Raw genomic sequence first — 14,919 nt, 5'->3', positions numbered from 1 at the left:
TTTCTTTTTATATAGGGTCAACGACCGATACAATAATACTCAAATCCAGCCTCTTTCAGTTCGCCTGAATCGAAAATATTCCGCCCGTCGATAATTAATCGGCGACGCATTGCCTTGCCGATGACATCCCAATTAGGCAACCTAAACTCTTTCCATTCCGTAATTAAGAGCAGTGCATCGGCATCAAGCACAACATCGTACATATCTCGTCCGTATGCGATGGCATTGCCCAGGCGACGCCGACATTCATCCATTGCCACGGGATCGTAAACCTTCACGCGGCAACTAGCCTTGATCAGGTGGTCAATCATCACCAAAGCCGTCGACTCACGCATATCATCGGTTTCAGGTTTGAATGATAATCCCCACACGGCAACTGTCTTTCCAGCCAATGACTCACCCTGGAACGCGGCTTGCAATTTCGTAAACAAAATGCTTTTTTGCTGTCGGTTGACCCGTTCGACAGCCTTCAATACTTCCATCGAATAGCCTGCATCATCAGCCGTTTTGATGAGTGCCTTTACGTCTTTTGGAAAACAACTGCCGCCGTAACCGCATCCGGCGTACAGGAATTTACGGCCGATACGCGTATCGCTGCCAATTCCGGCACGAACCATATTCACGTCAGCGCCCACCAACTCACAGAGATTGGCGATGTCGTTCATAAATGAGATACGCGTGGCCAACATCGAGTTGGCCGCATATTTGGTCATTTCGGCGCTGGGAATATCCATAAATATCACGCGAAAATTATTGAGCAAGAACGGTTTGTAAAGCCGAGTGAGCAACGAACGGGCCTTTTCGCTCTCTACACCTACAACTACTCTATCGGGACTCATAAAGTCTTTGATAGCGTTACCTTCCTTTAAAAACTCTGGGTTACTGGCCACATCGAAATCTATTTCGACGCCACGACGATTGAGTTCGCCCTGTATTGTCTCCCTCACTTGACGTGCCGTACCCACCGGAACCGTACTTTTCGTGACCACGACAATATATTTTTGAAGATTCTCCCCTATCGTTCGGGCCACTTGCAGCACGTAACTAAGATCGGCACTGCCGTCTTCATCAGGCGGCGTACCTACTGCCGAGAATACGATTTGCTGTTCGTTCAGTACTTCAGCCAATGAAGTAGTAAACCGAAGTCGGCCTGCACAAATATTCTTCAACACGAGTTCATCCAATCCGGGCTCATAAATGGGAATGTCGCCACGCTGCAATCGTTCAATCTTCTGCGTATCAACATCCACGCAAGTCACCAAAGCACCAGTGTCGGCAAAGCACGCTCCCGACACAAGTCCTACATATCCGGTTCCGACAATGGCAATATTCATTACTCGAAAATTTCAGCTTCGCACAAGCGTTTGGCGTTAAGGTCTTTCTCACTCGTCACCACATCTTTCGCATCTATGGGCCAATCAATGCCGATTTCAGCATCATCCCAGCGGATGCTCGCTTCAGCCTGCGGCGCGTAAGCATTGTCTACTTTGTACGTAAAGATAGCTTCGTCGCTCAAAACAAGGAATCCATGAGCGAATCCTCGCGGTATAAAGAACTGCCGTTTGTTTTCATCGCTCAACTCAACCATTACATAGCGTCCGAAAGTTGACGATTTTTTACGAAGATCTACGGCAACATCCATAACACGTCCTTTAATGACCCGCACGAGTTTAGCCTGAGAGTGTGCTCCTTTTTGATAATGAAGGCCGCGTAAAACACCAAAACTCGATTTCGATTCATTGTCTTGAATGAAATTGACAGCCCCTACATACGATTCAAACTCCGCTTTTTTCCAAGTTTCAAAGAAGTAACCCCGACTGTCGTTAAACACCTTGGGTTCAAGGATAAATACTCCCTCGATCTCGGTCTTGATATATTTCATAAATCTTAACGTGTCTTTAAATTTACCGACAAAGGTAAACAATATATTTGATAACTGCCAATCTTCCGATAAGATTTATCTTTCCGTTATGACGAAAACCGATTTTTTCAAGAAAATAACTTGTCGCTTTCAAGGAAAAGACGTAATTTTGCAAACGTGATTGAATTAGAAAGACATATCGAAATACTGCTTTTGAGCAATGATTGTGTGATTGTACCAGGCTTCGGAGGCTTTACGGCACACCACGTAGAGGCCCGATATGCCGAAACGGAACAGCTTTTTCTTCCCCCACTACGTACACTCGGATTCAATCCCCAACTTACAATGAACGACTCGCTCTTGGCCCTTTCCTATGTAGAAGCATATGACATCAGTTATCCCGAAGCGCTTCGGCGTATCGAGAACGATGTGTGTGAAATGAAGCAAAGGCTTAATGAAGAGGGACATTATGAGTTGAACTATATCGGAACGATTTGTTTGAACGAAGAAGGTCACTATGAGTTTGAACCCAGTGAGGCCGGAATTCTCACGCCGGATTTATATGGACTCAGTTCGTTTGAGTTCCCCATACTCACCAGTTCGTTGTCAATTGTTTCGCCGAAAGCCGTTACTGAAGAGACGAAAGACATCGAAACAACATCTGAAAGCGCCGAAATTGAACGTCCGATAACGGTATCTGCACAAGTCGTTGAGTTGCGATCGCAGACGAAAAAGACATCTACATCCGAATCGCAAGCAACAGACAACGAGACAGAAAAGACTGTCAGCATCCGCATAAGTGTTTTACGCGATCTTGCCATTGCAGTTTGTGTTGTCCTGGCTTTTTTGCTTTTCCCTACCCGTTTGAGCAATGATGCGAATCAGATTATGCAGACGAGCAAAATCGATACAGGTTTACTCTATCGTATTATGCCTAAGGACATCACCATAGGACAAGTTCCTATCCGACTGACCAAGCCCGAATCACAAACTCTTCAAACCGAAATGGCTGCACGAAAGACTCAGAAACTTACGGAAGAATCGGTTGAAACAGAAAGGGAGAGTCCTTATTACAGCATCATTTTGGCCAGTCGTGTTACCCGCAAAAACGCTCGAATCTACGTTGATCAGCTACATCGCGACGGTTATAAAGAAGCTGCTGTCTTATACAGAAACAAAGGAGCGAAAGTAATTTTCGGTCAATTCGAGACGAAAAATGAAGCTTATACCGTGTTAAAAAAACTGCATCGGCACAGCGAATTTGCTGAGGCATGGGTAATGTTCATCAAGTAATGTCCTTTTAATCGTCATCAACAATGAAACGAGTACGCTGTCCTAAGTGCGACAATTACATCACTTTCGATGAAACGCAATATGCACCCGGCAAATCATTGGTATTTCAATGTTCGGCGTGTGGCAAGGAATTCGGTATTCGAATCGGCGTTTCTAAGCTCCGAAACACGCAAAAGGACGAGGTGTTAGACGAACAGACAAATGCTCAGAAATACGGTTCTATCGTGGTGATAGAGAATGTTTTTCATTACAAACAAGTCATTCCGCTCTGTATGGGTGATAATATTATCGGCCGATATATGAAAAACAGCGGTATCAATTGCCCCATCGAGACTCGTGATCCCAGCATAGATATGACACATTGCACTATCAATGTGAGCCGCGACAAGCGTGGAGCGTTGATATATATATTGCGAGACGGACCGAGTTATACGGGCACTTTTGTAGGCAACGATATCTTGGGCGACCGCGAACGACGTATCATCACAGACGGAACACTGTTTACCATCGGTGCCACCAGCATTGTGTTACGGGCTGCCGAGAACCAAGGCGAATAATTGAAAATGCATCTGTTATCTTTACATTTTCATTATTAGATATAAATTTTATTTACTTTTTCATCTTTTCGAAATAGCAAATGGGAACGGAAAAATAATCCATTAAAAATTGTTTGATTATTAATCGTATATCGAAAATCCGTCTATTTTCTTTTCAAATACAGTTTTTTATCTTCTCATTAACACTTATTCGTGTGCTAAAAGAGTGTTAATAGGAATCCTAAAAGGATCTTTTCGTCTTATAACTAACGGTGAGTTACAAAGAATTTTGAGTCGAACCACCTGTTTATAAGCGTTTATTTATCGCGTATTTTCAGCCGATTCTCCATCCGTTTGAAAATATTTAATTCTCACAAAGGGTAATCAATTTATTTTACTAAATACTCAACTGTGAATCTTTTACAAAATGAATGCTTTTCTATTGTAATATTATTAAGAGTTGAACCGTGTGCAACGGCTTCCCCTTCCTACCCTATCGGTATTATAAACTCATCTGAAAACCAGTTCCGTTTCTGTTTTCCTGACCTGCCATATTATTTCACATTCGACACCAAAATATTGAAATGAAGACACATTATTCAATAGAAAATTCGTAACTTTGCCACAAAATAGCACGGACGAAAGTCATATTATTGTCTAAATATCAAGCGGAATGTTAATAGATTACCAAAAAGTAAATATATATCAGGATGACGAGCTCGTCCTGAAAGAGGCAAATTTCAAAGCCGATGAGGGTGAATTTATCTACATCATCGGGAAAGTAGGATCGGGAAAGACGTCATTGCTCAAAACGATCTACTGTGAGCTTGACATCAATCAAGACGAAGCCGAGAAAGCAGAAGCGCTCGGTCGTGATTTGAAAACATTGAAACGAAAAGAGATTCCGGCCCTGCGTAAAGAGATGGGAATCATCTTTCAAGATTTCCAATTGCTTCGTGACATCAACATCTACAAGAATCTGCATTTCGTTTTGAAGGCAACGGGATGGAAAAATAAGGCCGAAATCGATGAGCGTATCAATGAAGTGCTCGACAGCGTGGGAATGAAAGACAAGCGAAACAAAATGCCGCACGAGCTGTCGGGCGGTGAACAGCAACGTATTGCCATTGCAAGAGCGATTCTCAATAGACCTAAAATCATCATTGCTGATGAACCGACGGGTAACTTAGATGCAGAAACGGCTGCCCATATTGTTGCTTTGCTGAAACAAATCACACAGTCAGGTACGGCCGTTATTATGACAACGCACAATATTCAGATGCTTGACCGATTCCCGGGAATCGTCTATCAGTGCAAGAATAACATCCTTGAAGAGGTAACAGAAGCATATAACAAGTTGGATTTGACGGAAGACGGCGAAGAAGACTGAACCTATTTACATAGTTTTTTTAATCAAATGCGTATGAAAGTAATGAAATTCGGCGGCACGTCTGTCGGTTCAGCAGACCGTATGAAGAATGTAGCCGCTTTGGTCACAGCCTCCGGTGAGAGTACGTTTATTGTCTTGTCAGCAATGTCGGGAACGACAAATGCACTGATAGAAGCCGCTGATTATCTTTACAAAAAGAATCCCGAAGGGGCCAATGAGGTAATCAATACATTGGAAAGAAAGTATTTTCAGCATATCGAAGATTTATATTCCACTGACGAATACAAACAGAAGATGTGTGAATTTATACGAAATGAGTTCGAATATCTTCGTTCTTTCACAAAGGATCTGTTTACTTCGTTTGAAGAAAAGCATATTGTCGCGCAGGGAGAAATTATCAGTACGAATATGGTTGCGAGCTATCTGCAAGAACAGGGCATTCGAGTTGTCTTGTTGAATGCACTCGATTTTATGCGCACAGATAAAAATTCGGAACCTGATTTACCTTATATAAAAGAACATCTTACGGCTCTAATGGCTGAAAATACGGGTTATCAGATCTATCTCACACAAGGTTTTATCTGTCGAAATGCCTATGGTGAGGTGGATAACTTGCTGCGCGGAGGTTCCGATTATACGGCTTCATTAGTGGGAGTTGCACTTGATGCCGAAGAGATTCAGATCTGGACGGACATCGATGGGATGCACAATAATGATCCGCGAATCGTCGATCACACTGAGGCTGTGCATCAATTGAACTTTGAAGAGGCCGCAGAGCTAGCTTATTTCGGTGCAAAGATTCTGCATCCGACGTGTGTTCAGCCTGCCAAATACGCCGGAATACCTGTCCGTTTGAAGAATACTATGGATCCGGAAGCAGAAGGTACGCTGGTTGATAATCATCTTTCGCACGGCAAATTCAAAGCCGTGGCAGCCAAAGACAATATAACCGCCATCCAGATCAGGTCGAGTCATATGCTGCTTGCAGCTGGATTTCTTCGCAAAGTATTTGAAATCTTCGAGAGTTATCAAACTCCCATCGATATGATAGCTACCAGTGAAGTTGCCGTTTCAATGAGTATAGACAATAATTCACGGTTAGTCGAGATTGTAGACGAGTTAAAGAAGTATGGAACAGTGACTGTTGACAGTGGGATGTGCATCATTTGCGTTGTCGGAGATTTACATTGGAGTAACAAAGGATTTGAAACGCGGGCCACGGAAGCGCTGAAAGATATTCCCGTGCGGATGATTTCGTATGGCGGAAGCAATTACAATATCTCGTTTCTCATCAAAGAGTCGGATAAGAAACAGGCTTTGCAGAGTCTTAACAATGTGCTTTTCAAATAAGGAGCAGACGTAAACGATGACACAGATGTTCCCTATTGATAAGTTCGACAACTTGCAAACACCCTTTTATTATTATGACACCGACTTGCTTCGGGCCACCTTGCAGACTATTAATAATGAAATAGCACGACACGAAAACTATGTTATTCATTATGCGGTGAAAGCAAATGCCAACCCAAAAGTGCTGCAAATCATTCGTGAAGCGGGGTTAAGTGTCGACTGTGTAAGCGGCGGCGAGATCGAGAGAGTTATCGAGTCGGGGTTTCAGACAGATCAAATCGTCTTTGCAGGAGTAGGTAAAAACGATTGGGAAATTCGTCTTGCACTCGATAAGAACATCTTTTGTTTCAACGTGGAAAGTGCACCTGAGCTCGCAATTATCAATGAGCTGGCTGCCGAAAAGGGACAAATGGCACGCATATGTCTGCGTATCAACCCCGACATTGATGCCCATACGCATGCCCATATCACAACAGGCTGTGCTGAAAACAAGTTCGGTATTGCGATGAAAGACGTACAGTCGGTTCTCGAAATGGCTGAACAGACAGCACACATCCAACTCATCGGCCTGCATTTTCACATTGGATCCCAGATTGTGCAGATGCAAGATTTTGCCTCACTATGCGCCCGCATCAATATGATTCAAGACGAATTAGAGCGCCGAGGTATTCAAATTGAGGTCATTAATGTGGGCGGCGGGCTCGGCGTCGATTATCAAACGCCAGACAAACAGCCAATTCCTGACTTCCGTTCTTATTTCAATACCTATGCAGAAAACTTACAACTGCGTCCCCACCAGCAGTTGCATTTCGAATTGGGAAGAGCTGTGGTGGCCCAATGTGGCAGCCTGATTACTCGCGTTTTGTATGTAAAACAAGGCTCAACAACACAATTTGTCATCGTCGATGCGGGTATGACAGACCTCATCCGACCTGCACTTTACCAGGCTTCGCATAAGATTGAGAATCTAACAAGCAGTGAACCGCAGGCCATTTACGATGTAGTCGGACCGATATGCGAGTCGAGTGACATCTTTGCCAAGACCATATCGTTGCCTCGTTGTCATCGAGGCGACTTGTTGGCCATACGTTCCGCCGGTGCGTATGGCGAAATAATGGCTAATCAATACAACTGTCGGAGCCTGCCGGCAAGTTTTATCAAAGAAGAAATAGACCAATGAGCATCCATCCTCTTACACTTATTATCAGCATATCTATCCTCTTATCGGCGCTCGTTACACCGCTTTTCAATCCGTTTTTTAGATGGAAACGTAGTGCGCGGAAATATCGGACAGAAAATGATAACGCTGCAATAGCTACGCCATTGCAGCCTGTCAGCATTGTCATCACTGCGCATGATCAGCCCGAGGAACTTGCTCGTAACCTCTCATCGATCATCAATCAAGAATATCCGACAGACTTTCAGGTAATTGTTGTCATAGAAAAGGGAGATAATGAAACCGAAGATATCCTCAAAAGATATGCTGATAACAAGCACCTTTATACTACTTTCATACCCGATTCATCGCGATATATGAGTCGAAAGAAGCTCGCCGTGACTCTGGGAGTTAAAGCAGCGCGTTACGAATGGATTGTATTGATAGAACCATTTTGTGTTCCTGTGTCTTCGAAATGGTTGGAAACGTTGGCCCGAAACTTCCGAGACGACAAACATTTAGTCATCGGTTACAATGGATTTGAGACAGAAACGCCTGATTACTATAAGTTTGAGAGGCTGCGATTGTTCTGTTATACGGCGCAAGAAGCTATTAAGAGTACGGCGTATCGTGGTTGCGGACACAGCGTTTCATTCCGAAAGAGCGACTTTATGGAGGCCAATGGTTACAGCGGAAACCTGCACTTGTTACGCGGTGAATACGATTTCATTGTGAATAAGTATGCCCGAAGGGGTACGACTGTTGTCGAAACGGCTGAAGAAGCGTGGCTACGTGAAGAGTCGCCCACCCCAAAAACATGGCGCAATAATCATCTTTTTTACCTCGAAACACGCAAATTCTTACAACGAACTGCGGTTCATCGTCTGCTTTATAATCTCGATATATGGCTGATATACATCAATTTTATTGCCATTTGTTCAAGTTTTACTTATGGGATTATCGTTAACGACTGGATAATTAATATCGCCGCTGGTGTGGCTTTACTCATAACGGTGATTGTTAGGATATTTTTCGCACATCAAATGACGATGCAATTCAAGGAGGATATCGCTCTTTGGAAGATTATTCCCTATGAGTTAAGTATGATTTGGCATAGCTTTGCCAACCGAATGCGATATTCTTCGGCCGACAAAAATGACTTTACAAGTCATAAACTATAAACGTTTATACCCCAAAACGATGAGAATATTGATTTATATACCCCGGACAATAGACCGGATAGAGACGAATCACAAGTTTGTTTCTATTCTCAGCCACTATCTGCAACCATCGGCAGAGATTGAGGTGACAGCCAAACAGCCGAAATCCATTGTCGACTACGATCTCATTCACATTATAGGTGCGTGGGTATATGCATCAGCTCGATTAGCTGCGAAAGCCAAACAACAAAGTATCCCAACCGTGTTCTCGCCGATGGGAGGGCTTCAACCGTGGATCATTCACAAGAAACATCGAAACAAATCGATACAAATTATTGCTTATCAACGCATTATGGCAGAGACTGTTTCGGCTGTACATCTCTGCAATTCGATGGAGAATGAGACTTTTAAACACTTGGGATGGAATGACAAAACACAAGTAATCAGAAATTCACTACTTACCAATGAACTGTCGGATAACGATATGGCACAACAGATGATGGCGCTTTATCAGAAAGTACTCGACTCCAATTGCTATGCTATGATCGGCGAACAGACTGAAGATGCCATCTGTTTTCTCCTACAATTCGGGATTGATGAGATGGTCGCAAGTAACGATCGACTGCGTAAAGAAGCTGCAGCCTGTCTGTCGAAATTGTCTGATGAGGAATGGAGACGCATCTTTATCTATACTAATGATGAAGGAGTGCTCGACATAATTAAGCTGGGTCTCGTCCGACTTCAACACCCTTTACCCGATATTTCCATTGAACACATTGACCGCTTCCCCACAAGTCTATCTATCCCTACGGGACATTTGGAACGTGAACAGGTGTTTACCGGCAGTCTGTTTACCCGTAACTGTTTAGATGATTTCACCGAAGAAGACGGCGAAACGGAACGGATGATCTGCACGATGATGCTCAATCTTAAATATGAAATCAGTCATCGTAATGTCTCGATGCGACATCTCATCGATCTGTTCGAACTGATTCGCTTTGAGAATTACAATGAAGACGGACTGACAAAAATGCTTCGTCATCTCAGGATCAAGAAATTTGCTTCTCGATTATTATTCGTTATGAAAGATATTCTCGGTTTGACGGAAGGCTTTATGCCCATAGAAGCCGTTGATGACAAGGTAACCGACAGATTGAGAAAGCTGATTACGAAGCTGAAATAATAACCGATTACAAATAGGGAAGCGAAAAGACGAAAGAGTGGAAAATATCTCTTACTTTCCACCCTTTCGTCTTTTCGTTTCTAATTAACCGTTAATTACACTGCAATTAACTGTTAATCATCGTTCGTTTAACCGTTAAACGTAAGACAAATAACAACTAAACGCAATGCAATCTATACTTATCTGATTCTCAGTTATATACAAGCGAACATTAATTCTATTTTCTCTAATGACAGGTCGAGATAAAATCAATTTCTTAATGCCACTTAAAATGGCAGATCATCGGCACTATTCTCCGGCATTTGAGGTGGGAACGGAGCCTGGGCATCACTTTGCGGAGCTGCGGGTTGTGCAGAATCCATCGGTGCTTGGGGCGGAACTTGCATTCCGATAGAAGCCGGATCAACCATCCGAACATCAAAAGCGCGGATGCTGTTGAACCATCTGCCGTTGTATTCACGTGCATCGATGTCAAAAGAGACCATCACTTCCTGTCCGATCTGTATATTGAACCGGGCTAAGCGGTCTGCACCGAATACGGTGAACACCATCTTATGTGGATAAGCTTCGTGTGTTTCGATGACGAAATCCTGCGCTTTCCATTCTCCACGAGCCGAAACTCCACTTCTCTCCGGTAATGCTGCGATTACTTTTCCTTGTAATTCCATCTTCTTGTTTGTTTATAGTTTATGGCTGTTCAGGCCTGTCTTCGAGATGCGAAATTAATAAAATAGTTCTAAAATGCGAAACTTTTCCCGCCTTTTTTTTGCTTGGCACACCGCTTTTTTGTATTTTTGTACCTAATTAATAATTATCGAGTAATAACTAAAAGATAAATACTAATGCGATTTACATTATCCAGTACGGCTCTCAGCAACCGTTTGCAGACATTGGCGAAGGTGATAAACAGTAGAAATTCACTGCCTATTCTTGACAGTTTCTTATTCAATGTAAGTAATAATCAGCTGCATATTACAGCCTCAGACAGCGAGAATGTTATGCAATCTGTGCTCACGCTCGACCAATGCGACGGCGACGGAAACTTTGCCGTGCCCAATCGGACAATTCTCGATGCACTAAAAGAACTGCCGGAACAGCCTCTTTCATTTGAGATCGACCTCAATGCACTGACAATCAATGTGATGTATCAGAATGGACGATATAACTTCACAGCGCAAAATGCCGACGAATATCCCCGCGTTCAGCCCATTCCCGATGGTGCAACAGCTATTACTCTCAGTTCGTCAGTACTGAGCGATAACATTACACGTACGCTTTTCGCAACAGCTCAAGATGAGTTACGTCCCGTAATGAACGGAATCTATTTCGATCTTACCGCAGAGAGTTTGGCCATTGTTGCCAGTGACGGACATAAGTTGGTACGAGACAAGAACTTTTCAATTAAGAGTGATGTTCCCGCTGCATTTATTTTACCGAAGAAACCAGCCACACTCTTGAAGAATGTATTAAGCAAAGACGGCGGCGATGTCGTCATTAAATTCGATGCTCGCAATGCAGAGATCCGCTTTGCAGACGGTACTCTCTCATGCAGATTAATCGAAGGACGTTATCCTAACTATAATTCCGTCATCCCACAAGATAATCCCAATCAGCTCACTATTGATCGCAAAGCTCTTCTCGGAGCCTTGCGCCGTGTACTTCCATTCGCCAGTGAGAGTAGCCAATTGATACGTTTCCATTTGGAGTCGGGTAAACTTGAATTGTCTTCAGAAGACATTGACTTCGCAACCAGTGCCAAGGAGAGTCTCGTTTGCGACTACAACGGTCAGGCAATGAACATCGGATTTAAGGGTAGTTCACTGTCGGAGATTCTGAGTAACTTAGAGAGTGACGAAGTGATTATTAAGTTGGCAGATCCCAGTCGGGCTGGAGTTATCATTCCGGTGACACAACCCGAGAACGAGGATGTGCTGATGCTGATTATGCCGATGCTGCTGAACGAATAACGAAAAAATATGAAATTAAATTTGACAAAGCCCCTAATCGTCTTCGACTTGGAGACGACGGGGCTTGATCTTGTGAACGATCGGGTTATTCAAATCTCTTATATAAAGGTGTATCCGGATGGAAAAGAAGAGCGTGAAAATATCTTTGTGAATCCGGGAAAGACTATTCCGAAAGAAGTTTCTATGCTGACGGGCATCACGGATACCGACATTGCCGATGCACCAACATTCAAATCGCTGGCCGCTTCGCTGTCAGAGAAGTTTAAAGGATGCGATTTTGCTGGCTTCAACTCAAATCATTTCGACATTCCGATGCTTGCAGAAGAGTTCTTGCGAGCAGGTATTGACTTCGATTTCTCACGTTGCCGGCTTATTGATGCACAAACAATTTTCCATAAAATGGAGCGTCGTAATCTGGCTGCTGCCTACAAATTCTATTGTGGAAGAAAGATGGAAGAAGATTTTGAAGCACATAGAGCCGACCAGGATGCAGAAGTAACATATCGCGTTTTACAAGGAGAGCTCTCGAAATATGATCCAAGTCAGACTGAAGAAGCCGATCGTGCACTGCCGAATGATATGGATTTCCTGGCTGATTTCTCAAAGATTAATGACAATGTAGATTTTGCCGGGCGTATTGTTTGGCAAAACCAAAAGGGGAAAGATGGTCAGCCACTGCTCGATGAGGCCGGAAACACACGTAAACAAGAAGTGTTCAATTTTGGGAAATACAAGGGGTGGGCTGTTGCCGACGTGCTGCATAGAGACCCGGGATATTACAGTTGGATGTTGGCCGGCGACTTCACGAATAATACGAAACAAGTACTCACCCGCATCCGATTGAGAGAATTCAATTCCAAATAATTAAAACGCAGTCGATATGTTAGCAGGAAAGAAAATCGTTTTAGGCATAACGGGGTCTATTGCAGCGTATAAAGCGTGTTTGATAATCCGCGAACTCGTCAAACGAGGTGCCGAAGTGCAGGTCGTTATTACGCCTTCAGGTAAGGAATTTATTACGCCTGTCACACTGGCAACGCTGAGTCAGCACCCCGTTATCAGCGACTTCTTTGCCCAAAGAGACGGAACGTGGCACTCGCACGTGGATCTTGGGCTTTGGGCCGATGCAATGTTGATTGCTCCCTGCACGGCAAGCACATTGGGAAAGATGGCCAACGGCATTGCAGACAATATGCTTGTTACTACTTATTTGTCGATGAAAGCCCCTGTTTTCATCGCTCCTGCGATGGATTTGGATATGTTTTCGCATCCTACAACACAGCAGAATATAGATCAACTCAGCATTTTGGGCAATCGAATTATTGCTCCCGAAAGTGGTTTTTTGGCCAGTGGACTTGAAGGAAAAGGCCGGATGGCAGATCCGGAAACGATTGTCCGAATCTTAGACGATTATTTTTCGGATATTCAACAACCCGCAGAATCGTCTCTATTAACGGGGAAGCACGTGCTGATTACGGCCGGACCAACCTATGAAAAGATTGATCCTGTGCGTTTTATTGGTAACTATTCGAGTGGGAAAATGGGCTTTGCACTGGCTGAGGAATGTTTGGCACGAGGTGCAAAAGTAACCCTTATCTCCGGACCAGTGGCCCTATCGTGCGCGAAAAAGATTCATCGTATCAACGTAGAAAGCAGTAAAGAAATGTACGATGCAGCCCTTTCGCATTTCGAAAAGGCCGATGTGGGTATTCTGTGTGCTGCAGTTGCCGACTTCAAACCGGTTCAATCGGCCACGACGAAAATCAAGCGGGAGGGCAACGAATGGTCTATTCACCTGCAACCGACGCCCGACATTGCTGCAACTTTGGGTGAACGGAAAACAAAAGCCCAACGATTGGTGGGCTTTGCACTTGAAACAGACAATGAAGAAATCAATGCTCGTCGCAAACTTGAGACCAAACACCTCGACTTTATTGTACTCAACAGTACCCGAAACGCCGGAACCACATTCCAAAGTGATGACAATCAAATTACGATTATTACGAAATCGGCGTGCAAATCATTTGAAAAGAAGCCCAAAACAGCCGTTGCTCGTGATATTATCGATGAGCTATGCCAGACCTTTTGATGTATCAGCAATGAATGAATGCCCTCTCATCAACCGATTGATTGCAACCTTTCTGCTTATATTGAGTTTGGGGCTGCCCGCAGACTCACAAGAGTTGCGAATGCGGGTAACAATCAATCACAACCAAATTGAGCGTACTGATGTTACGATTTTCGATAATCTGCAACGTACATTAGAGCAGTTTGTCAACGAACGACAATGGACTGATCTGCAATTTCAACCCAACGAGCGTATTGTTTGTAGCTTGAACATTACAGTGACAAGCTATAATACGACCACGAATGCATTCTCTTGCAAGGCGCTGATACAAGCAAACCGACCTGTTTATAATGCTACTTACACCTCTACCTTATATAATAATACAGACAATCATTTCGATTTTGAATTTGCACCATTTGATCAACTCAACTTCAACGACGACAATATAGACAACCAACTCACGGCGTTGATAGCTTATTATGCCTATCTCATCATTGGAATTAACCTTGACAGCTTTGCTCCAATGGGTGGAGAGACTGTTTTGCAGCGATGTATGAACGTTGTGAACAACGCTCAACGGTTGAATTTTACAGGATGGAAAGCCTTTGAAGATAGGCGTAATCGCTTTGCCGTTATCAATGATTACATAGATGGAGCGATGCAACCTTTCCGCCAATTGCAATACGATTATTACCGCAAAGGCTTAGACGAAATGGCCAATAACGCTGAAAGAGGACGCACGAATATCTCGACTGCGATCGAGAATGACCTGAAAAAATGTCACGAAGACAAGCCTCTGAGTGCTCTTCCACAAATCTGGACCGACTTCAAACGCGATGAGTTGGCTCATATTTACAAAGGAAAGGGTACACCGAAAGAAAAAGAACGCATTTACAACATCCTTTTCTCGATCAACGCCAGTCAGCAAAACGCGTGGGAGAAAATCAAAAATTAA

General features: G+C 43.6%; 14 protein-coding genes. 11 read left to right on the top strand and 3 right to left on the bottom strand.

The genetic code is table 11. From position 1 onward, the window contains the following. Positions 1–17: 17 nt before the first annotated feature. Together RWY97_RS01935 and rfbC are read right to left on the bottom strand one after the other, a co-directional pair. Complete coding sequence (locus RWY97_RS01935; protein WP_315565202.1) at positions 18–1,334, bottom strand: UDP-glucose dehydrogenase family protein; 1,317 nt, start codon at positions 1,332–1,334, stop codon at positions 18–20. Further along, positions 1,334–1,882, bottom strand: coding sequence for a dTDP-4-dehydrorhamnose 3,5-epimerase (gene rfbC / locus RWY97_RS01930; protein ID WP_315565200.1), 549 nt, complete (start codon positions 1,880–1,882; stop codon positions 1,334–1,336). The genes RWY97_RS01935 and rfbC overlap by 1 nt, the downstream gene beginning before the upstream one ends. 156 nt (positions 1,883–2,038) lie before the next feature. Between rfbC and RWY97_RS01925 the strand changes: the two genes are divergently transcribed. From RWY97_RS01925 to RWY97_RS01895, 7 genes are all read left to right on the top strand, one after another. After that, a complete protein-coding gene (locus RWY97_RS01925; RefSeq protein ID WP_315565199.1) occupies positions 2,039–3,154 on the top strand; it encodes an HU domain-containing protein in 1,116 nt (371 codons plus the stop codon). 23 nt (positions 3,155–3,177) lie between these two features. Continuing rightward, positions 3,178–3,711: an FHA domain-containing protein gene (locus RWY97_RS01920; RefSeq protein ID WP_021584373.1), complete on the top strand. Its 534-nt coding sequence runs from the start codon at positions 3,178–3,180 to the stop codon at positions 3,709–3,711. Between the two features lie 652 nt (positions 3,712–4,363). Further along, entirely contained in the window at positions 4,364–5,080 is a 717-nt protein-coding gene (locus RWY97_RS01915) for a cell division ATP-binding protein FtsE (protein WP_315565197.1), read from the top strand. Between the two features lie 33 nt (positions 5,081–5,113). Further along, positions 5,114–6,430, top strand: coding sequence for an aspartate kinase (locus RWY97_RS01910; RefSeq protein ID WP_311441971.1), 1,317 nt, complete (start codon positions 5,114–5,116; stop codon positions 6,428–6,430). 16 nt (positions 6,431–6,446) lie between these two features. Then, positions 6,447–7,610, top strand: a complete 1,164-nt coding sequence (gene lysA, locus RWY97_RS01905) for a diaminopimelate decarboxylase (RefSeq protein WP_315565195.1) — start codon at positions 6,447–6,449, stop codon at positions 7,608–7,610. Beyond that, the gene (locus RWY97_RS01900; protein ID WP_315565194.1) at positions 7,607–8,767 is read left to right on the top strand and encodes a glycosyltransferase; all 1,161 of its coding nucleotides are present in this window, start codon (positions 7,607–7,609) and stop codon (positions 8,765–8,767) included. Before lysA ends, RWY97_RS01900 begins: the two co-directional genes overlap by 4 nt. A gap of 19 nt (positions 8,768–8,786) precedes the next feature. Beyond that, complete coding sequence (locus RWY97_RS01895; RefSeq protein ID WP_315565193.1) at positions 8,787–9,929, top strand: glycosyltransferase family protein; 1,143 nt, start codon at positions 8,787–8,789, stop codon at positions 9,927–9,929. 266 nt (positions 9,930–10,195) lie between these two features. On the opposite strand, the gene RWY97_RS01890 is transcribed toward RWY97_RS01895, so the two are convergent. Further along, positions 10,196–10,597 carry a DUF3127 domain-containing protein gene (locus tag RWY97_RS01890; RefSeq protein WP_024991238.1) on the bottom strand — a complete coding sequence of 134 codons (402 nt, stop codon included), beginning with the start codon at positions 10,595–10,597 and terminating at the stop codon, positions 10,196–10,198. A 174-nt stretch (positions 10,598–10,771) separates the two neighbouring features. On the opposite strand from RWY97_RS01890, the gene dnaN reads away from it, so the two are divergent. From dnaN to porD, 4 genes are read left to right on the top strand one after another with little or no spacing between them, the layout of a single operon-like run. Then, entirely contained in the window at positions 10,772–11,896 is a 1,125-nt protein-coding gene (gene dnaN, locus RWY97_RS01885; RefSeq protein ID WP_315565192.1) for a DNA polymerase III subunit beta, read from the top strand. A 9-nt stretch (positions 11,897–11,905) separates the two neighbouring features. Continuing rightward, complete coding sequence (locus RWY97_RS01880) at positions 11,906–12,760, top strand: exonuclease domain-containing protein (RefSeq protein WP_315565190.1); 855 nt, start codon at positions 11,906–11,908, stop codon at positions 12,758–12,760. A gap of 16 nt (positions 12,761–12,776) precedes the next feature. Beyond that, the gene (gene coaBC, locus RWY97_RS01875; protein WP_315565188.1) at positions 12,777–13,985 is read left to right on the top strand and encodes a bifunctional phosphopantothenoylcysteine decarboxylase/phosphopantothenate--cysteine ligase CoaBC; all 1,209 of its coding nucleotides are present in this window, start codon (positions 12,777–12,779) and stop codon (positions 13,983–13,985) included. Between the two features lie 10 nt (positions 13,986–13,995). After that, entirely contained in the window at positions 13,996–14,919 is a 924-nt protein-coding gene (porD, locus tag RWY97_RS01870; protein ID WP_462675850.1) for a type IX secretion system protein PorD, read from the top strand.

The organism is Hoylesella pleuritidis, assembly GCF_963541955.1.
GTDB classification, from domain to species: domain Bacteria; phylum Bacteroidota; class Bacteroidia; order Bacteroidales; family Bacteroidaceae; genus Prevotella; species Prevotella pleuritidis.
This window is presented reverse-complemented; position numbering and strand designations above follow the sequence as displayed.

Excerpts from the sequence above, each read along its gene's own strand:
- RWY97_RS01935 (WP_315565202.1), bottom strand. The coding sequence starts at position 1,334 with ATGAATATTGCCATTGTCGGAACCGGATATGTAGGACTTGTGTCGGGA.
- rfbC (WP_315565200.1), bottom strand. The coding sequence starts at position 1,882 with ATGAAATATATCAAGACCGAGATCGAGGGAGTATTTATCCTTGAACCC.
- RWY97_RS01920 (WP_021584373.1), top strand. The coding sequence starts at position 3,178 with ATGAAACGAGTACGCTGTCCTAAGTGCGACAATTACATCACTTTCGAT.
- RWY97_RS01915 (WP_315565197.1), top strand. The coding sequence starts at position 4,364 with ATGTTAATAGATTACCAAAAAGTAAATATATATCAGGATGACGAGCTC.
- RWY97_RS01910 (WP_311441971.1), top strand. The coding sequence starts at position 5,114 with ATGAAAGTAATGAAATTCGGCGGCACGTCTGTCGGTTCAGCAGACCGT.
- lysA (WP_315565195.1), top strand. The coding sequence starts at position 6,447 with ATGACACAGATGTTCCCTATTGATAAGTTCGACAACTTGCAAACACCC.
- RWY97_RS01900 (WP_315565194.1), top strand. The coding sequence starts at position 7,607 with ATGAGCATCCATCCTCTTACACTTATTATCAGCATATCTATCCTCTTA.
- RWY97_RS01895 (WP_315565193.1), top strand. The coding sequence starts at position 8,787 with ATGAGAATATTGATTTATATACCCCGGACAATAGACCGGATAGAGACG.
- RWY97_RS01890 (WP_024991238.1), bottom strand. The coding sequence starts at position 10,597 with ATGGAATTACAAGGAAAAGTAATCGCAGCATTACCGGAGAGAAGTGGA.
- dnaN (WP_315565192.1), top strand. The coding sequence starts at position 10,772 with ATGCGATTTACATTATCCAGTACGGCTCTCAGCAACCGTTTGCAGACA.
- RWY97_RS01880 (WP_315565190.1), top strand. The coding sequence starts at position 11,906 with ATGAAATTAAATTTGACAAAGCCCCTAATCGTCTTCGACTTGGAGACG.
- coaBC (WP_315565188.1), top strand. The coding sequence starts at position 12,777 with ATGTTAGCAGGAAAGAAAATCGTTTTAGGCATAACGGGGTCTATTGCA.
- porD (WP_462675850.1), top strand. The coding sequence starts at position 13,996 with ATGAATGAATGCCCTCTCATCAACCGATTGATTGCAACCTTTCTGCTT.